The organism is Bifidobacterium pongonis, from assembly GCF_019331805.1.
Classification (GTDB): domain Bacteria; phylum Actinomycetota; class Actinomycetes; order Actinomycetales; family Bifidobacteriaceae; genus Bifidobacterium; species Bifidobacterium pongonis.
Window position 1 is genome coordinate 1 of sequence record NZ_JAHBBE010000008.1, and the last position, 17,524, is coordinate 17,524.

The 17,524-nt window shown below is 61.4% G+C and carries 16 protein-coding genes, 1 tRNA gene and 1 pseudogene; 8 read left to right on the top strand and 10 right to left on the bottom strand.

Translation table 11 applies throughout. The annotated features are described in order from the left end of the window. Both KIH75_RS03085 and KIH75_RS03090 read right to left on the bottom strand, forming a co-directional pair. Positions 1 to 1,122 (bottom strand): DUF6541 family protein (locus KIH75_RS03085; RefSeq protein ID WP_338024275.1); only part of this gene is annotated, 1,122 nt, incomplete at its 3' end. Between the two features lie 304 nt (positions 1,123 to 1,426). After that, complete coding sequence (locus tag KIH75_RS03090; RefSeq protein ID WP_236028006.1) at positions 1,427 to 2,401, bottom strand: glycosyltransferase family 2 protein; 975 nt, start codon at positions 2,399 to 2,401, stop codon at positions 1,427 to 1,429. Between the two features lie 308 nt (positions 2,402 to 2,709). Between KIH75_RS03090 and KIH75_RS03095 the strand changes: the two genes are divergently transcribed. Both KIH75_RS03095 and KIH75_RS03100 read left to right on the top strand, forming a co-directional pair. Next, positions 2,710 to 2,794: transfer RNA gene (locus KIH75_RS03095), tRNA-Ser, on the top strand. A gap of 569 nt (positions 2,795 to 3,363) precedes the next feature. Further along, entirely contained in the window at positions 3,364 to 3,909 is a 546-nt protein-coding gene (locus KIH75_RS03100) for a hypothetical protein (protein ID WP_219055353.1), read from the top strand. A 543-nt stretch (positions 3,910 to 4,452) separates the two neighbouring features. Here KIH75_RS03100 and KIH75_RS03105 read toward each other — a convergent pair. After that, the gene (locus tag KIH75_RS03105; protein ID WP_236027996.1) at positions 4,453 to 5,469 is read right to left on the bottom strand and encodes a BAR domain-containing protein; all 1,017 of its coding nucleotides are present in this window, start codon (positions 5,467 to 5,469) and stop codon (positions 4,453 to 4,455) included. A gap of 95 nt (positions 5,470 to 5,564) precedes the next feature. On the opposite strand from KIH75_RS03105, the gene KIH75_RS03110 reads away from it, so the two are divergent. Continuing rightward, on the top strand, positions 5,565 to 5,843 hold the full coding sequence (locus KIH75_RS03110; protein WP_219055354.1) for a helix-turn-helix domain-containing protein: 279 nt from the start codon (positions 5,565 to 5,567) through the stop codon (positions 5,841 to 5,843). Between the two features lie 497 nt (positions 5,844 to 6,340). Here the strand turns inward: KIH75_RS03110 and KIH75_RS03115 are convergent, their stop codons facing one another. From KIH75_RS03115 to KIH75_RS03135, 5 genes are all read right to left on the bottom strand, one after another. Next, positions 6,341 to 7,795 carry a hypothetical protein gene (locus tag KIH75_RS03115; RefSeq protein WP_219055355.1) on the bottom strand — a complete coding sequence of 485 codons (1,455 nt, stop codon included), beginning with the start codon at positions 7,793 to 7,795 and terminating at the stop codon, positions 6,341 to 6,343. 6 nt (positions 7,796 to 7,801) lie between these two features. Beyond that, entirely contained in the window at positions 7,802 to 8,455 is a 654-nt protein-coding gene (locus KIH75_RS03120) for a hypothetical protein (protein ID WP_219055356.1), read from the bottom strand. Positions 8,456 to 8,862: 407 nt separating this feature from the next. Further along, positions 8,863 to 10,221, bottom strand: a complete 1,359-nt coding sequence (locus KIH75_RS03125) for a tyrosine-type recombinase/integrase (RefSeq protein ID WP_169080797.1) — start codon at positions 10,219 to 10,221, stop codon at positions 8,863 to 8,865. Positions 10,222 to 10,529: 308 nt separating this feature from the next. Then, complete coding sequence (locus tag KIH75_RS03130) at positions 10,530 to 10,805, bottom strand: ribbon-helix-helix domain-containing protein (protein WP_219055357.1); 276 nt, start codon at positions 10,803 to 10,805, stop codon at positions 10,530 to 10,532. Positions 10,806 to 10,899: 94 nt separating this feature from the next. Then, positions 10,900 to 11,652: a metallophosphoesterase family protein gene (locus tag KIH75_RS03135; RefSeq protein ID WP_219055358.1), complete on the bottom strand. Its 753-nt coding sequence runs from the start codon at positions 11,650 to 11,652 to the stop codon at positions 10,900 to 10,902. Positions 11,653 to 11,775: 123 nt separating this feature from the next. Between KIH75_RS03135 and KIH75_RS03140 the strand changes: the two genes are divergently transcribed. The 5 genes and pseudogenes from KIH75_RS03140 (at position 11,776) to KIH75_RS03155 (ending at position 15,437) form a co-directional block, all read left to right on the top strand. Continuing rightward, the gene (locus tag KIH75_RS03140) at positions 11,776 to 12,231 is read left to right on the top strand and encodes a metallophosphoesterase (RefSeq protein WP_219055359.1); all 456 of its coding nucleotides are present in this window, start codon (positions 11,776 to 11,778) and stop codon (positions 12,229 to 12,231) included. Between the two features lie 12 nt (positions 12,232 to 12,243). Further along, on the top strand, positions 12,244 to 12,621 hold the full coding sequence (locus KIH75_RS03145; RefSeq protein ID WP_219055360.1) for a hypothetical protein: 378 nt from the start codon (positions 12,244 to 12,246) through the stop codon (positions 12,619 to 12,621). A gap of 345 nt (positions 12,622 to 12,966) precedes the next feature. Continuing rightward, a pseudogene (locus KIH75_RS10360) lies at positions 12,967 to 13,041 on the top strand (zinc-ribbon domain-containing protein); the annotation flags it as partial. A gap of 63 nt (positions 13,042 to 13,104) precedes the next feature. Then, positions 13,105 to 14,514 carry a hypothetical protein gene (locus KIH75_RS03150; RefSeq protein WP_236027997.1) on the top strand — a complete coding sequence of 470 codons (1,410 nt, stop codon included), beginning with the start codon at positions 13,105 to 13,107 and terminating at the stop codon, positions 14,512 to 14,514. 272 nt (positions 14,515 to 14,786) lie between these two features. After that, complete coding sequence (locus tag KIH75_RS03155; RefSeq protein WP_219055362.1) at positions 14,787 to 15,437, top strand: 5' nucleotidase, NT5C type; 651 nt, start codon at positions 14,787 to 14,789, stop codon at positions 15,435 to 15,437. A gap of 32 nt (positions 15,438 to 15,469) precedes the next feature. Here KIH75_RS03155 and KIH75_RS03160 read toward each other — a convergent pair whose 3' ends face one another. Together KIH75_RS03160 and KIH75_RS03165 are read right to left on the bottom strand one after the other, a co-directional pair. After that, positions 15,470 to 15,853, bottom strand: coding sequence for a fluoride efflux transporter FluC (locus tag KIH75_RS03160; protein ID WP_236027998.1), 384 nt, complete (start codon positions 15,851 to 15,853; stop codon positions 15,470 to 15,472). Next, positions 15,850 to 17,499, bottom strand: coding sequence for a fluoride efflux transporter FluC (locus KIH75_RS03165; protein ID WP_219055363.1), 1,650 nt, complete (start codon positions 17,497 to 17,499; stop codon positions 15,850 to 15,852). The genes KIH75_RS03160 and KIH75_RS03165 overlap by 4 nt, the downstream gene beginning before the upstream one ends. Between the last annotated feature and the right edge of the window lie 25 nt (positions 17,500 to 17,524).

The window sequence follows — 17,524 nt, forward strand, 5'->3', positions numbered from 1 at the left end:
TCTCGGCGCGGTATGCCGGTTGGCGATGGCGTCGAAGAAGCGCAGGGTCGCGTAGATCCAGAACGGGAGGATGGCCGTCGCCAAACCGTATGCGAGCAGCGGACCCGTGGCGAGGCTTTGGAAGGGGTAGCAGGAGGATGCGATGGCCAGCAGCGGTACCACGAACGCCATGATGCAGGGGAATATCACGCAACGCAGGGCGTTCATGTCCCGTTCCCCCAGACCGTCGGAGTCGTTGCCGGGCAGGTCGGCACACACCGCGCGACGGCGCGAACGGCAGGTCCAGTAGGAGGCGAGCAGTTGCATGCTGGCAGGCCAGATCAGTCCCGCGCCCGCGATCCACACCACGTTCAGCGCGGTGTATACGTTGACGGTTATGCCGAACAGTGCGGCGAGTTTGATCAGACCCGCCGCGAGCAGGTGGAACATGGGCGGGTAGAACGCGTCGTTCGGCCACAGGTGGGTTGACGCGCCAATGCCTTCGTCGAGAATCTTGCGGATGAAATAGTAGTGCGCCGGCGCATCGATCTCGTGCAGCGGGTAGTTCCATGCGGCGTAGCCTTTGGGGAACCAGGCGATCACAATGGCGAGCGCGGAAAGCACGCCCAGCACCATGCACACCGGAACGACCAGTCGGCCCGGGCGCTTGGGTGCCGGCAGCTGTTTGCTTACCGTACCGAGCGCTTTGAGATCAAGCTCTTCGGGCTGCGATTCGTTGATGTCCGCGTGCGCGTCGGGCGTGGTCTGCTGGGCGCGTGCGTCGGGCGTATCAGGCGTATCGGGTTTCTCCCCCGCGTCCGATTCCATGTCCGCAACGGTTCCCAGTACCGTGCCGAGATCCACGAACGTGTCCTCAAGATCGCGGTCGTCGCGGGGAGCGGCTCGGTCGGCATCCCGGTCGACGGACTGATCGACGGTACGATTGGCCGACCGTTCGGCGGTCAGACCGGCGTTCAGCCCGGTAGCCTGACCGGTAGCCGAACCGGAATCCGAACCGGAATCCGAACCGGTGCCACGTTCCGGATTCCGCACGTCGCCCGTCATCACGGACCTCATGGATGGCGGCATGAAACGGCTGTCATCGTCCTGACGGCCGCGCTGCTGGTCATTGGCGTTCGGCATTGCGCACATGGATTGCAGAAACCTATCTTCTATCGCGTGTGATGTGTGTAACGTTCGCCCGCACGGCATGGTCCCATCGCTTCCGCCAACGCTCCGCGCTCGACGGTGAGCGCGGGCGCGGCATACGGATGGGCATTCCCGTACGGGCGTATCCGGCCGGATCGGCCGATGCTATTCGTGGAACATGGGAACATACGGAACATGCGTCGGGCTCTACAAACTCAACTCATTGCAAGGCCCGCGCACGTTCCCGAATGTTCAGCCGTTCAGTTTTCAGCCGTCCAGTTTTCGGCTGTTCGGCCGTTCAGTCGTCCAGCGGCGCCGGCATCGGGCGCCAATCGGTGTCGTGCAGCAGCTTGCGGGAATCCCACCAGCCCTTGGCGATCTGCACCAGGCCGGTACGCAGATGCTCACGGTCGACGGCGACGAGTCTGATGATCTCCTTGGCCGCAGTGGCGGCGGTGCCGAGCGCGAACAGGAACGGACGGTAATCGCCGTACACCATGAAGTAGCGGGCCATATAGCCGCGATTACGCATGATGTGGTACCGGTTCATGTCGGACGTGGAGTTCAGCTGGCGCACGCCAGCGATATCCCAGTTGCCGATTTCGCGCGTGCGGCGCAGGATGACGTCGGGAACGACGATAGGCTGCGTGACCTTGCTGGCGCGGTAGCCGTAAATGGTATCGTCCCAGTAGATGAAGAAGCGCGGATCGGGCAGGCCGATCTCCTTGACCACGCGACGGCTGAACAGGCCGCCCTCGAAGCACAGCGTGTTCATGACGCGGTAGCCTGCCGGGCCGAACGCGGCGGGGGCGATGGGGTTCGGAATGCCCATGCCAATGCGGAAATCGTACTGCCAGTAGAACGGGCCGCCGTCATAATCGAAACGGCTGCCCTGGATGACCTCGTGGCGCTTCGTCCACGGCGCCAGCTTGGCGATGGCGTCCGGCAGCACCGCCACATCATCGTCCATCACCCAGAACCATTCGGCACCCAGCTCGTAGGCCTTCTTCACGCCTGCGGAGAAACCGCCGGCACCGCCGAGATTCTCGGTCTGCGGCGCGTACACCACGCGGGACTGGCCGCCGTTGCCGTCGACGATGGTCTTGCCCCAACGGCCCGTGACCTTGGCTTCGAACTCGTCGACCATGCCTTTGGTTTCGCTGGAATGCTCGTTGTCGACCACGACGATGCGCCACGGCGCCTGCTCAAGCGCGAGGATCGAGTCGAACAGTGTGGCCAGCAGATTCTGGCGCTTGTAGGTGGTGATGACCATGGCGAGCTTGTCGATCGTCGCCGGCTTCGCATGTCGACCGGATTCGGCCGCAGTCCTCTTCAAAACGTTCCCATTCGTCATAGGGCACATTGTCCCACTACCTCTGGGCAGGGTGCCGCGCTTTGCACGGTTATGCACAGAGGCCTCACGGGAGCGTGCGGGCAGTGCGCGAGTGACGAGCGAGTGGCGAGCGCGGCAGCCCACAGTCGATAAGCCTTGCGCCGCAACGAGACACGCCGAACGTGCACATCAGCGGAATGTGCGGTATTCTATTCGAGTTGCGTTTCATGCTTCGGCAAGAAGTGCATGGAGAATTCGCCTAGTGGTCTATGGCGCACGCTTGGAAAGCGTGTTGGTGTAACAGCCTCACGAGTTCGAATCTCGTATTCTCCGCCCGGATTGGAACCCCGGAAACCGTTGGAATCATTCGGTTTCCGGGGTTTTGCTTTGGTTCCTTCCGATTGTCGGTTCCCTCCAGGTTCCCTCCGTTTCGACGCCTTTGGCCCCGACCTGCCGCGCGTGTCACATATCGGAACCGACGATTCCGAAAACGCCTTCGAGCCTTCGCCTGCCGTGTGTTCGTCATCGAAGTCCGACCGCGCCCCATGTGTCCCGTCAGTGGGCCGATTCGAATCCCTTCATGTTCTCCGCGCAGTTTTTTTCGTTTTGGTTCGCAACAATCCCAGCCTCCGTATCGCAAGCGCATCGCAGCGAATACCGGTCGGCCCAGCGCGAAGGTTCCCCCTGACCCCCTCCGATAAACGCCACACGAACGCATACGGGTGCCATGAAAGTCCATTCGAACCGTCAATCAACTCCTTGATACATAGACAGGAAGTCAAGGAACGTTCGTCGGTCGGATGGGTTCGAGGAGAAACCGGCAAACCCTACCGCCAGCACCCTCCCCCGGGTATTCGCCAGCGAACGGCACCGGCTCCACCATGACCGGCCAAGGAGAAGACATGCGCCCAGAACCCATCCGCCGCAAAGGCAGGAAAACACTCGCCAAGGTATACGATTCCCTATCCGACCCGGAAGAGGCCCCGGACAGGTCGCGCATCATCGGACTGCCCACCAAGAAGGAGGCGCGCGACATCCGGGACGAATTGACGGCGGCGGCGTGGGCTGGCGGCAAATCGGTGTCGCGCATACAGACGGCCAAGGAATACATAAGCATCGTCGAATCATTCTTCCGCAAGCTGCGGGCCATCAAAAACGCGGAGCAGCGAACCCCGCAGGCGGGTATTCCGTCCCTGCGGGGACTGCTGAGGGACACCCGCGTAACCAACCTTGACGAGTATGAAAGAATGCTTGAGATCTTAAGCGCGGATACGGCGATCCTGCTTGTCGGCAGGAAAGACCTCCGAGGCAAGGGAGCCCGGATACTGCTGGCCTTGAACGAGACGCGACTGAAAACGGGAAAGGCGACAATCCTCCTGGCCCACGGAGCGGAAAAAGACCACAAAGCCGTCCTGCCCGCGTACAAGTCCAGGTTCTACCGGCGATAAGCAATAGGCGATAGGCAAAGGCGCGAAGTGGCATTCAGGCGGCCCACCCCTTCGCCCCGGTCGCACACGTCCGGCCGGCCGCCGTCCCCACTTCCGCCCCGCCCTTGAAGCGTTTGTGTCGCCATCACGCACCCACGGGCCGGATCCGGCCCGATAAGCCCGTACCGCACCCCCACCCCGGCCACCCACGGGTATTCGCCCACCGCCGGCATAGGCCGTGGAAGCAACGATGCCGCCCGTGGCAAGAGTGGCAATGGCCGCAAGGAGGGCAATACCCCTCCTCAACCACTTCGGCCTCTCCTCGGGCGGAGTCTTAGAATTATGCTTCTTCAACTGCATAACGCTCCTTAATATTGACTACATAGACAAGGCCGCACGAGCGGCCTGCCTACCCTCAAACAGGCAATCAGGAAACGGGTATTACGCAAGGAGAGTGAGGTGCTGAGGGCAACCACACTATTAACAGAACTGCAATGCATATGAAAACCCCACCTCAATGAAGAGGTGGGGTTTATCAGAGAGAAGAGGAAAGCAAAAAGGATGCTAATGTTCGATAAGACCGCAAGTGCTTCCACACGTGTTTGGTCCTCCGTTGGAGCCTGAATTGGAGAAGTCGAAAGTCCTATGGCTGCCGCCGCCGTTGTTGGAGGGCGTGTAGGACTGCTGCGGGGCGGTGTAGGACTGCTGCGGGGCGGAATACCCACGGTTGGAGGAATACCCGCTGGTGGAGCCGCCGTAACGGTTGTAGGACTGGGAGTAGGAGCGCTGCGACTGCGTGGCTGCTTGCGCGGCCTGCGCTTGGGCTGCTGCCTGCGCTGCCTGTGCTTGGGCTGCTGCCTCGGCGTCGGCCTTGTCCTTCGCGGCCTTCGAATCGGTCACCCGCTTGACGGCGGCGTCCAGCTTCGCCTTCTGGCCGGTGTAGGCCTTCGGGTCGGTCACGCCCTTCTTGGAAAGGGCGCTGTTCGCCTCGGCGATGGCCTTCTTAAGGCTGTCGCGGGTGGCGTTGTCCGCCACCTTCCCGTCCGTGTCCTTGAGGGTCTTGCTCGCGCCGTCAATACCCCGCTTGAGCTGGTCCTTCGCGCCGTCCAGCTCCTTCGCCAGCTTGCTGTCCCTGACGGCCTTGAGCGCGGCATTGAGCGCCTTCGCCTGGGCGTTGGCCTCGTCCGCATCCGTGGCGCTGGCCTTCCTCGCGGAAGCGAGCTGCCACGCCAGCCATTCGCTGGGGGCGTCGTTGGGGACGCCCTTGAGCGCCTTGGCCTTCCTGATGGCGGTGTCGAGCTTGTCCAGCAGCTTCGGCTCCTTGAGCTGATCCGCCTTGTATGTGGTGGCGGTGGCCTCGTCCACGGCCTTCGAGAGCGCCTTGTCGGCGTTCTCGGCTTGGGCTGCCGCCTCATGGTAGGCGTTGCCCTCGTGGTGCGTCCAGTAGGCGTAGCCGCCGCCGATACCCGCCAGCGCCACGACCACCACCGCGACGATGATGGCGGTGAGCTTCTTGACGCCGAGCTTCACTGCGGGCCTGCCAGGCGTCCCGGACTGCTCGGATTCGTTCTCCTCGGCCATTTTCCACTCTTTCTTTCTGAATTTCTATGAGGCCACCCAAATATTGCCATATAAGGGAGGCCATGCGCAATGGGTCGCGGCCATAGCGTGTCGTTATGCCAAAGATTACTCCGGGCGGCAGATGGGCCCCTTACGCGAAAGAGCTGGGCCTGAGCATGCAGCGACTGCGCGAGGCGCGCGGGCTGTCGCAGGAGCGGGTGGCATACGATTCGGGAATGAGCCGGTACACCTACCAGAAGTTCGAGAAGGGCGAGTCCATGCCCGGCACCCCGGCCAACCCGAGTCTGCGCAACGTCATGGCCATCGCCCAAGTGCTCGGCGTCACCCTCGACGAACTCCTGCCGCGGCCATGGCCCGACCTGCACGCCAGGTAGGCTCTCCGCCGTCGCGGCCCTTGGCCCCGTTGGGTAGGCGGTGGCAGGAATCTTGGGTAGCCCGCCTGCCCCGTTTTTCCGCCCTACGCCCTTTTGGAGCCCGATATGCGTTCCGCCGACTGGGTTTTTCCTTTGGGGTCGGATACGACGTCCCGTTTCTTTGGGTAGCTCGGCGCGGGGCGCCTCCGCCTCTGCCGCCGCCTCGACCGCTTTCGCGAATCCGCCATCCCTTGTTCAATATAAGGGAATTTCAACCCGCCTCTTCGCTACACCCACTTTCATTTCAACCGGTCTTCCTATATTTATAAGAACCTGTAATTCCAGTGATTCAGGAAAACGAAGTTTTCTTCAACTGCCCTCTTGGCCACAAGAAGAGGAGGCACAGTGCGGATTGCTCGGTTCCCGCACTGTGCCGCATACTTACTCGCAGCGGATTTCGACACCGCTAGCGTCGACCTTTATCCGCAGAGTGATCTCGACAGGGCCGTTATCGGCATTCAAATCGAGCCGAACGCACCGCTCTCCTTCCTCGGCGCTAATATCATCAGATTCGTTTCCCGCAGTCGATCGAGGGACGGTCTCGTCCTCAGGGGCCGATTCGTTATCCTGCGCCCCCCCCTGTCTGGGGTCGCATCATTGCCCGCTTCGGCGAAACGGTCCCGACGTTCCTTCTTGAGCCCGGTCATGGTTAGCTCGCACCAATTACGTGAGTCGCCCCACAATCGTGCGCCGAGGCCGTAATTCCGTCTGTGTCTTCTGGTGACTTTCGGCTGGATTCGCTCGCATACGCAACGCTCGCTCCACACCACCGCGCCACGTTCCCATGCTTTCCCTTGATGGGCAACGGTTCGCGGCTCCGGCTTGGCGGATTCATCGGCGTTCCCGCCATATGAGGAGTTGGCCAGCATCAGTCTCAGAAGAGCCTGTTGCCTCAGCCGTTCTCCCTTACGCTGCCGTTCTTTTTCGGAAGGCCGGAACACCTTGAAGGGTTCGACAAACCGCACATTGGCGATTGCGCCATGAACCGGGCAGCATTCCGAGGGATTGACCTCGTCGAAGAGCGGAAGCCCGTCAACCGTCCGCTGCACCCACATCCGGTAAAGTCCGGCCTTCTTTCGTTCGCTTTCGGTCAGACCGTCGATGTCCGCGACATCCTGCACCAAGCCATCGCGGATGCTTTTGGTCATGTAGCGCAGCAGCCGTTCGCCATCACCAAGCGGGGCGACCTTGCTGGTCGGCAGGTCGACGATCTGCCTGTTCATATCGTCGCCGACCTGTTGGATATCGATGACCGGGCCCCATTGCACACACGAGCCCTTCAGACGAGTGCCGCCGATGAGCTTGGCAAGATTGTCGGTGTTGACGTAGGTCTTTTCGCCGGGGAATCGCAGCAGCAGATGCACGTGCGCAGCCATACGGGATTGCAATTCGATTGTATAGAAGTACGCCAAGCGCGGGTATTTCTTCCTCAGCTTGGTCATGGTCGCGTTCAGCAGACCCCCCAGTTGCACGTTGAACGTCGCCATCGCGGCGAAGTTCACATCACGGTCGAAGTTCCGGGGCACACCGCTCAGGGGATACCCTTCCCCATGCTCCCTGCCGCACAACGGGCAACCCTTCCCCACCCTATGCACGGGCACACCGGGTCGACTGAACGAGGGTGCCGTCAGGGTCACGAACACGAACGTGCCGGATTTTTCCAGACCCGCCTTGCCTATGCTCAGAACGTCGAGCTGTCTGCGCAATCGGCAGCCGCTGCAATGACCGCAGCGCACCTTCATGCCATTGGAACGGCGGTGGGGATGCAGGCACCGGGTCGGGTATTCCGCATCCGAGGATGCCGCCGCTTTCGTCGTATCAGGCTCAGGATCGCCGAATAGCGGCACATCGACGTACGCGCCCCTCTTCGGCTCGGCGGCCTTGGTTTGATGTTTCGGGAAAACTGCCACCATCGCCGATCACCGCCCCTCGTTCACGACGGCGTCGATGCCAGCGTCAGCCCGGCGCAGGAACCGCCGTGAAGGATTTCGCGGAAAATCGCCAGTGTGATTCCGATGAGGCCAATCCGTCGCCCGCACCGCCCCAGACCCGCGAAGATTGCCTAGAGCACTATCAGTCATCGTCATTCCCGAAGTAGTGGCGTCCGCCGCCGCATACGCGCCCGTTCGCGGCCCACTGGAAGCCGGGTTCTCGAATTTCCGCGAGATTCCCAGACCCGACCGCATCAACAGGTCGCGTCGCGGCCAGCGGCTGGCGATCTCCTCGCGCCGCACCAGTAAAGTTCGCCGGATTCGTATGGAGCTGAGGCCGCCCAGTTCGAAACCGCTCTCAACGGTCTTCTTGCTGAGCGTCCTCGCGCTGACCAGATACGTGCGCCCGGCATCAGCGGCCTTCATCCACGTGGGTTGTCCGGACACGGCCCGCCGCAACTCCTCCGCATCGTCCACGAGATCGGGGGCGAACGCGCGGAAGAACATCCGCACGTCCACGCAACCGCGCCCCGCCGGATGCCGGAGCCGCGCCCGGTATTCGGAGCATTCCCGGTGCCAGTCCGCACCGGCTTCCTGCGCGTTGCAGCGCACAAGATGAAGGAGAAGCTCTTCGTTCTTCATGATGCGGCGGATTCCGTCGGCGGTTAGTCCTAGATAAGCGGCAAGCCGGGTATATGACGTTAACCATGACTCTTGCATGGCAATTCCTCTTTCCTGACCGCTGCACGTCCGCACCGGTTGCGGAACGTCGCGTGTTCAGGGGGTAAGTGCGCAGTTTTGAAAAGCCGAATACAGATGAAAATCGACGATTTTCGTCCTTTTGGCCTCTAGATCCCCCTTTTGAGGCCCTTTTCGATGTCGGTTTGCCTTGCCGTGCAATGTCGCGAATGACCGAGCTATAGATTTTTCCTATAACGGAAAGCAGTTCGACCATACGCATTTATATCCGGAAGCCGTAATTTTCCCCTCAAACACGAAAAGCCCCGTACAGCCCATCACGCCATACGGGGTAAATCGTCCTTTTCCCGCTACTTGTCCTGTGCGCCGTAGCTTTCCGTGAGGAATCGGATCAGCTCGGCGTTCCTCCTGTTGGATTCCTCGAGCTGCCTGCGCAGCGATTCGAGCTCGCCCGCGTCGCCCGCGTCCCCGCCGCCATCGCCGCGGGCGGCGTCCATCTCCTCGGTCAGCCGCCTCAACCGGTCTTGGGAGCTGTGCATGTAGTGGGCGGCCATCGAGGAGGTGGACCAGCCGCCGCGCGCTTGCAGGTCGGCGATGGTGGCATCGGTGTTCTGCGCGAAGTAGGTGTTGCCGCTGTGCCTCAGGCCATGCAGCACCACGTCCTCGCAGCCGGCCTTCCTGCGCGCCTTGATGAACGCCTTCTCGACCTCCGAATGATGGACGAAGTTGCCGGTGGCGGTGTGGAACAGCTTGCCGTCATCGCCGGGATCGGCGTATTCGTCGATGTGCTTCCTGATCTCGGCCACGAGACCGTCCGGAATGGGTATCGAGCGTACGCCGGCCTCGGTTTTGGGATCGCCGTCGACGAAACCGTATTCCTTGGAATAGGTCACGGCGTGCGTGATGCGGACCACCTTGCCGTCAAGGTCTATGTCCCTGCGCCGCAGGGCGAGGATCTCGCCTATACGCAGCGACAGCCAGAATCCCAGAAGCACCACCAGCCGGTATTTGCCCGGCATGTTGTCGGCGATCTCCCGCACCTTCTCCGGCCCTATGACCGCGCGTTCCCTGCCCTTGTGGGCGGAGCCGCCCTTGATCTGGCAGGGATTGAAGTCCAGTATCGCGTTGGGCGCGGTGCAGGCGGACTGCATGATCTGCCTGAGCAGCCCGTAGGCGTTGCCACGGGTGCTCAGACGCGGCCTCTCCTTGGTCGACGGCCTGCCGTCCACCTTGCGCGGTCTGCCCATCTCCTCGTACCAGCGCTCGACGTCCTCCACGGTGATGTCACGCATGGCCTTGTCCCCGAACGCGGGATACAGCACGCTGTCCAACCGCTGCCGGTACGTGCGCACCGTGGAGGGACGGATCTCCCCACGGGCGATCTTGCCGCCGAACCAGCGTTCGGCATAATCACGGAAGGACTCCGAACGCCGCTCCTCGGCCTTCCTCGCGGAAGCCGAATCCTCATACTCATCGCGGGGATCGACCCAGATGCCGCCGTCGATGCGGTTCCTCTGCTGGGCGAGCCACCCCTCGGCGGCCTGCCTGCTGCTGAATGCGAAGGGCGCACGGATGCGCTTGCGCCTCCCGTCATCGCCCTTCCTGTCGGGTCTGGGATCGGGATATTCGGCGTAATAGGAGGTGCCGCCACGCACCTTCTTCACCCTGATCTTGCCCCAGCTCCTGCGCGATCCACTCGTTCCACTCATCGCCTGCGACCTTTCATGAAATTCCGGACGGCCGTCCGTTCTCCGGCTCCTGCCGTTGTTGACGACAGCATATCTCGGTTCCCTCCTAGTACCCTCCGTTGGGTACGTTCCGGCAGGAAAACTACGCAGCATCCGCTTTTGCACAACGCCCGGAACCGTTGTAATCACACTGTTTTCCCCGGCGTGTCGCCGTTTCTCCCGATTTATCGAGAATCCGGTACTATGTAATTCGAATCTCGTATTCTCCGCCAGTAGGGCTTCCGGAAAACCGGAAGCCCTTTTTCATATCGGAAACGGGATTTGCGAGGCTAGGCGAAGGCAAGTTCCTTATTCAAAGCTTCACGCATGAACTGACTGCGGGTCTTGCCGCAGCTTTCAGCTTTTGCGTCGAGCGCGTCGCGCTGGGAACGAGGCACCTTGAATGTGATACTCACCAATTCCTCATCGCTAAGCGCAGGCCTTCCCTGCGGCCGCACGACCCATTCGCCGGGTGCGCCGGGATAATCGCCCTTCGCGGCCTGATCAGACATGCGTTCAAAATCGTCGTCGCCGAGCGTAACCCCGCCCTTGAGCTTGTATTCCATGTCGCGTCTCCTTTCTAGAGATTGAGCTCCCTAGCCATCTTCTTGATAAGCTTCATCGCGTGATAGGCGATGAACGTGCCATTAAAAATTCGAGCTAGTTCGCTTGCGCGGCTTTGCGGTTCGCTTCAGTGAGCCATTCGACGACCTGTGTCTCGCTCACAGGCTTCATATCCCACGCGTCCATACCGATATTGACGCACAGCGGATCGGTGCCATCCGGCGTGGGCTGATGCGTATGCCCGTAAATCAGCCAGCTTTCCGTAGTGGGCGCATCGTCGGCGAACTTGGCCAGATCATCCGGCCAGACACCATGCCCGTCGATCATCGCCGCAAGACGCGGGAAATGGCTCAACCCCACGTTCTGCACGGCGGTAGCGCCATCGGCATTCCCCGGCACAGGCAGTTCCATGTCGATCTCACGGTAGTCGTCGATGGTCTCGAACACGTCCTCGTACAAGGCATCGTTGAATCGCAGACGGAAATTGCGGTCATGGTTGCCGATGATCATGTGCAGATGCTTGCAGTTGATGCGACGCAGGCAGTCAAGCGTGTGCGCGACCGTGCAACGGAACGAAATATCGCCCAGCAGCCACAGTTCGTCATCCCGGCCAACCGTTGCGTTGATTCCCTCGATGGCGGCGTTCTCATGCGCCTCCACGTCGCTGATGGCCTTGAACGAAGTCTGATTCTCCTTCACATACGATTTGATCCACTCATGGGCTTTCTCGTCGCCCTGCTCCGCGCGAACCTGCGCGTATTCGGCGCGAAGCCTACCGTTGTTCAGGTATCCGCGCAGCACGCTGACCAGCGGATGCCCGAAATGAGTGTCGGAAGTGAAGTATCGCATGTCCCAATCGTAATACGCGGCGGATAATGCCCGCCCCTCCCCCGAAGCCCGATGGCGTTACCGTCCAACCGAACCTACAATGAGCACAACTGATATATGACGATTCCACTGAGGGGGACACGGATGAGCCAAACCACGACGCCGAAACGGATCCTATTCTGCGGCGACATTCACGACAAAACGACCATGATCTGCCCGCGAATCGATGTCACAGTCGACAAATACGCCATCGACACGGTTGTGATCCTGGGCGATCTGCTCGACGAGTGGAGGATATCCGCCAAGGACCAGACCGAGGCGTTCCAGCTGTTTCACCATTGGGTCAAAGCCCGTCGCAGCAAGGGACTGAACGTCATCGTTCTGCTCGGCAACCATGATCTGACCTACTGGATGAATCAGGAAAGCAACGAATTCCGGCTCTTCCGCCGCACCTGCCCGGGATTCGGCCCCGCATCCTGGAAGGATGTTCATCCGCTTCTGCATGATTTGGATGCGCGCATCTGCTATGGATTCCGGAACGGCAACGGCGAGCAGGTGCTTGCCACGCATGCCGGCGTCACTCAAGGATGGCATGACTAGTGGGTCAAGCACATGGAGGAACTGGGCGAAAAATCGTCCGGCGATCTGGCGGAAGACCTGCAAAAATTCTTCGAACGGCATCCAGGACCGTTCGGTTGCATGGTTGGCACGGGACGTGGCGGTTTGGACCCGCAAATGCCACCATCACCGGTCTGGGCCGACAGACGCGAACTCGCGCACGACCCCTTGGCAGGCGTCATTCAGATTGTGGGGCATTCACCCGTCCCCAAGGCCATGCAGGACGAGCACGGCAACTGGTACTTGGATACGTTCAGCGTCGACAGCCTATACCGCCCGTTGGGCGATAGCAGCATGATGATCTACGACGTCGACGCCAGTGACGCATCCGAGGTATGGGAATGCGCGTCCCCGGAAGACTTCCGCATCTAAGCAAAGCAGACGCACGGCTCTGCGCCATCAGACGCCCACCAGTACTATTCGTTGAATCTTGACACTTCCCGCTAGTTCCCGCTACTTCCCGCTACTTCCCGCTACTTCCCGCTACTTCCCGCTACTTCCCGCTACTTCCCGCTACTTCCCGCTACTTCCCGCTACTTCCCGCTACTTCCCGCTACTTCCCGCTAACGGGGTGAGGGATGGCGTTCGGGGTGTATCGGGGATTGCCTAGGGTGCGGCGAGATGGCGCGGTTTTCGCTAAGCTGAATGGTGGAACGTTCCAAGCCATGAGAGAGCTCGCCTCGCTCCCGCCAGGCGATCGCGTGAAAGGGGAAACCGATGCCGGAAAAGCACTGCGATCAATGTGGACAGCCACTGCCCCCTAATGCCAGGTTCTGCATCAATTGCGGCGAGCCCGTCGACGTTGAAGCGACGATGCGGATCCCCCAAGGCCAGCTGCGCACGGGCGTGTCCAGCATGGACCAAACGACCGCGCAGATCAACGGTTCCGCATCATCGTACGGGCTCACGCAGCCGGTTCCGGAAAGCGACGGCGTCGATATGCTCAGCCAGTACGGCGGGTACGACACCTACGACCAGTACGGCAGCGAATACGATCCGTACGCGCCCGTCTCCTACGCCCCCGAAACTCCCGAAACCACCGAAACCTCCGGAACACCCGGAACGTACGCCCCTGAAACGAACGACGCAGCAAGCGCCGCCGCGAGCGCGAACACGGATGACGCCGACATCACCGCCAGCGTCATCGTCCGCGGACCGAACGGCAGACCCGCATCCGGGAACATACCACCTTCCAAGCACACAGACGACGCGACGGGCGACGCGACAGCCATGCAGGCAGCCGTAACCGCAACCATGCCCGCAACCGCAGCCGCATCCAACGACGGCAATCCCAACGGCTCCTATATCAACGTTCCCGCCTATACGGACGCCGCCTGGCAGAGCGGCGCCGATCAGAACGGTTCCGGTCTCAACGGTTCCGACTTCAACGGTTCCGGCCAAACGAATCAGCCTTTCGACGGCGCAGGCGCCTCGCAGCCGCCCGCACCCCAACCCGCACCCCGCAAACCCGCTTCCGCCAAGGGCAAGACCGGCAAAGGCACGACGGGCAAAAGCAAGGCTTCATCAGCCGCGTCCCGCCGTCACACAAGCAGGGTCATCGCGGTCGCGGCGGCAATCTGCGTCATCGCGATCCTGATCGGCGTGAGCGTGACGCGCATGTTTTCGTCCGGGCAGAACGGCTCGGCATCCGGCACCGCGAGCGGCACCTCACAATCAAGCGGGAAAACCACCGGCGCGACGAAGGCCGATGGCACCAAGCAAAGCGGGAAGTCCGCACAGTCGGCAACCGGGAGCACCAGCAAGAAGGCCGACGATCAGGCTTCCAAACAGTCCAGCAAACAGTCCGACAAACAGTCCAGCAAGCAATCCGACAAGCAGACCGAAGCGAAACAGACGCAGGGCGGCCCATATCTCAACGCGCGGTTCGGCTACACGGTCACCGTGCCGGATGGTTTCACCTGGCAGCGGGAATCGGATAACGGCGATGGCCGCCAGTTCACCAACGACAGCTTGGGCATGATCATCACCGTCTCCGGCATATCGAACGCGGCGAACGAGACGTTGGACAGCGCGTTCGACTCCGCGACCGCCGGCCACCCGGTCTCCTACCAGCAGAAGCTCAGCACCGAATTCACGGCCACTTGGGAGGAAAACGGCACCATCACCTACATACGCGAACTGTATTCCGCCGACACGCTGCGCACGCTGCGTTTCGACTACCCGGCTTCGCACCGCGATCAGTGCGATCGCATCGTGGAACAGGTGGTTCCGACATTCGGCATCTCCGCGTCGGATCTGCAGTAGTCGGTATGCGCCAAAGCATTCGCGCACCGGGCTTGGAACCGGATGACAGAGGTACTGTGCACAGTGTGCGTACCGGCTTGGATTTCGGGCCGTTCGCGAATACCCTTGGCACGTAGGGCATACACGCAGGCGTGTTTGCATGGCGAACGGTTGTCCGGTTAATACGATGTGTGGGCGTGACGCACGGCCATGACGCACGGCCATGGCCCACACGCCGTGGAAAACCGCGAACCGTGAAACATCTCGTGAAACATAATGATGGAGGGGTGAATATGGGGGCGAATCCCGCGATTCCGGAACAATACGCGAACCAGCAGGTAGGCGCGATCGGCTACCGGGTGCTCAACCTGGATCTGGACGGCGTGTGCGCCGACTATACCGGAGCGATGCGCGACTATCTGGTCCGACATGGGCAGATGGATCCGAATACCGTTCCCGCAAGCACACGATACGCGCTCACCGACAACGACGGCTGGCCGTTCGCCAACACCGCCGATTACATCGCCGCGCACAAAGCCGCCGAAGAGGAACACCTGTACGCGACCATGCGCCCGATTCCGGGCGTCGCGCACGCCCTGCAACGACTGGCCGACGAACACGTATACATTCGCATCGTCACGCATCGGCTGTTCGTATCCGGCCAGCATCGCATCGTCGTTTCCGACACCGCGAAATGGCTCGACGACAACGACATCCCCTACATGTCGCTATGCTTCGCCGGGCTCAAAGACAGCATCCAAGCAACCGTGCACATCGACGATTCGCCATCCAACGTCAACGTGCTGCGCGAAGTCGGCCAACATGTGGTGGTCTTCGATCAGCCGTACAACCGTGAGCTCGACGGACCGCGCATGACGAATTGGAGCGACGAAAACGTCGACCGGCTGCTCGAATGGTTCGAACGGTGGCCCGCCGAACAGTGACATTGAACGGCTGAACACGCTCCCACGTGCGCCTAGTGCGCGAGACTGGCGACACCCCAACCGGCGACCGTACACAGCACGGGAACCACCATCGACAGCAGACAATACAATCCGGCCATACCGAACTGTTTGCCACGCAGCAAAGCCATCGTCTCGTTGATCATCGTGGAGAACGTGGAGAAGCCACCAAGGAAACCGGCCACGAACAGCGTGCGCGTATCGTAATCCACTTCGCCGTTCACATACCCGGCCGCCGCAATACCCGCGCAGAACGCGGCAAGACAGTTGACCATGAACGTGGCGAGCGGGAACAAACGGTTGGTCCACCAGCGGCGTACGGAAATGTTCACGATGAAACGGGTCACCGCACCAAGGCCGCCGAACACGCAAACCACAAGGAATGACGTCAGCATCATCGTTCGACCCCCTCCCCCTGCTGTTCGGCGAGCGCAGCATTCGGCACGATGTTTGATACGGCGTCAGACGTTGCGGCATCAGGCGACGCAGCATCGGTCACGGCTGGTACCGCAGGGAATTCGCCCGTGGAAACGGCACCGATGTTGGCATCACGCTCCGCCTCGGTCACCACCCGCACTTCACCGGTCATCAGATCGCCAACCAGCGGAATCTCATCCGTAATAGGCGCCGGCTCGAACGCCGGAATCCCCGTAGCCGTCTCCTCACTGACGGAAACGACGGCGGTATCACGCGCATCCTGAGCATCAGGATCGCCACTCGGTACGGCAACCGGCTTATCGACCACAATCGGCGCATCCGCGGCGATCAACGCCTCAGCCGCATCCGACCCACCATTCGCGCCGAACGCCCTACCCTCAACCACAGGAACCGAACCATCCTTGCTGAGCGCGGCATTCCGCACCGCCTCACGCAACACCTGCGACTTACGACGAGCCGTCAACAGCAAACCCACTTTGACGCCGATGATCGAACACAGCACGCCGCAGGCAAACGTCACCAACACATACGTCAACGCGCCGCCGATCTCGCCATCATGGAACGACGTCAGCTCCTCGATACCCAACGTGGACAGCGTGGAACACCCGCCACACAAACCCAACCCGGCACCATTCGAAATAACCTGCTTCACACGCCTCGTCAGCCACGACGCCTGGGAAACGCACACGGTTATGACGGCGAGCAGGAAACACGCCAGCATGTTCGCGCCGAACGTAGGCCAGCGGAACGCGCCAAGAAAACCACTCGCATCCTCCGGCGCAGGGAACGCCAACGACAAGCCGTAACGCATCGCCGTGCCGAGAAAACCGCCGACGAACACCACCAAATACAACAAGCCGTCCGCAAGCGGATTGAACTGCGCGCGCACACGCTTCACCGGGGCGAGCGGAATCTGAGGCGGACGCTCGGCCGCCGCCGCGCCCGTGGGATGCGGAATGGACCGGGCGTACGCGCTGGCATGTACCTCGCTCATCTCCTGCGTAGACAGGCCCGGCTCCTTCGGCTCGGCGGTGAACAAGGCCGGCTTCGCCTTCGGCAGGGATTCAGGGTCGGCGGCGGAAGCGGCAGAAGCGGCGGATGCGGCAGGCGTGACGGATGCGGCAGCCCCTAGGCCCGCCTCCTGCTCACCCAGAGTGTCCGATTCGGGAGAATCGGACATCCCTACGCCACCGGCAGCCCCCTGACTGTCCGATTCGGGAGAATCGGACACTCCTGCATCCCAGGCTTCCCCACGGTTGTCCGATTCACCAGAAAAGGACACTCGTGCGCTGTCGGCAGTTCCGTGAGTGACCGATTCGGGAGAAATGGACACATACGCATCCTGAGCACCACCACGAACGTCCGATTCGGGAGAAACGGACACATGTTGTGGGACGGCCGGGGAGGATGCAGCGACTGCGCCGGATGGCGGCACGTCGGTTATCGGCTCGAACGTCGACGTGATTTCACCAAGATTGGGCACGTCCAGGCTGGGCACGTCCAAGTCCGGCATGATCGGCATAGTCGGCATGGCATGTTGCTGCGCGTCTTGTCGGGCAGCGACGTCACCCGCGCCGTCCCGCCCGTTACTCGATTGCGGTTCCATCTGATTGTTTGCTTCCGTCTCTCTG

Coding starts and splice junctions, on each gene's coding strand:
- KIH75_RS03090 (WP_236028006.1), bottom strand. CDS start 2,401: ATGGTCATCACCACCTACAAGCGCCAGAATCTGCTGGCCACACTGTTC.
- KIH75_RS03100 (WP_219055353.1), top strand. CDS start 3,364: ATGCGCCCAGAACCCATCCGCCGCAAAGGCAGGAAAACACTCGCCAAG.
- KIH75_RS03105 (WP_236027996.1), bottom strand. CDS start 5,469: ATGGCCGAGGAGAACGAATCCGAGCAGTCCGGGACGCCTGGCAGGCCC.
- KIH75_RS03110 (WP_219055354.1), top strand. CDS start 5,565: ATGCCAAAGATTACTCCGGGCGGCAGATGGGCCCCTTACGCGAAAGAG.
- KIH75_RS03115 (WP_219055355.1), bottom strand. CDS start 7,795: ATGGTGGCAGTTTTCCCGAAACATCAAACCAAGGCCGCCGAGCCGAAG.
- KIH75_RS03120 (WP_219055356.1), bottom strand. CDS start 8,455: ATGAAGAACGAAGAGCTTCTCCTTCATCTTGTGCGCTGCAACGCGCAG.
- KIH75_RS03125 (WP_169080797.1), bottom strand. CDS start 10,221: ATGAGTGGAACGAGTGGATCGCGCAGGAGCTGGGGCAAGATCAGGGTG.
- KIH75_RS03130 (WP_219055357.1), bottom strand. CDS start 10,805: ATGGAATACAAGCTCAAGGGCGGGGTTACGCTCGGCGACGACGATTTT.
- KIH75_RS03135 (WP_219055358.1), bottom strand. CDS start 11,652: ATGCGATACTTCACTTCCGACACTCATTTCGGGCATCCGCTGGTCAGC.
- KIH75_RS03140 (WP_219055359.1), top strand. CDS start 11,776: ATGAGCCAAACCACGACGCCGAAACGGATCCTATTCTGCGGCGACATT.
- KIH75_RS03145 (WP_219055360.1), top strand. CDS start 12,244: ATGGAGGAACTGGGCGAAAAATCGTCCGGCGATCTGGCGGAAGACCTG.
- KIH75_RS03150 (WP_236027997.1), top strand. CDS start 13,105: ATGGACCAAACGACCGCGCAGATCAACGGTTCCGCATCATCGTACGGG.
- KIH75_RS03155 (WP_219055362.1), top strand. CDS start 14,787: ATGGGGGCGAATCCCGCGATTCCGGAACAATACGCGAACCAGCAGGTA.
- KIH75_RS03160 (WP_236027998.1), bottom strand. CDS start 15,853: ATGATGCTGACGTCATTCCTTGTGGTTTGCGTGTTCGGCGGCCTTGGT.
- KIH75_RS03165 (WP_219055363.1), bottom strand. CDS start 17,499: ATGGAACCGCAATCGAGTAACGGGCGGGACGGCGCGGGTGACGTCGCT.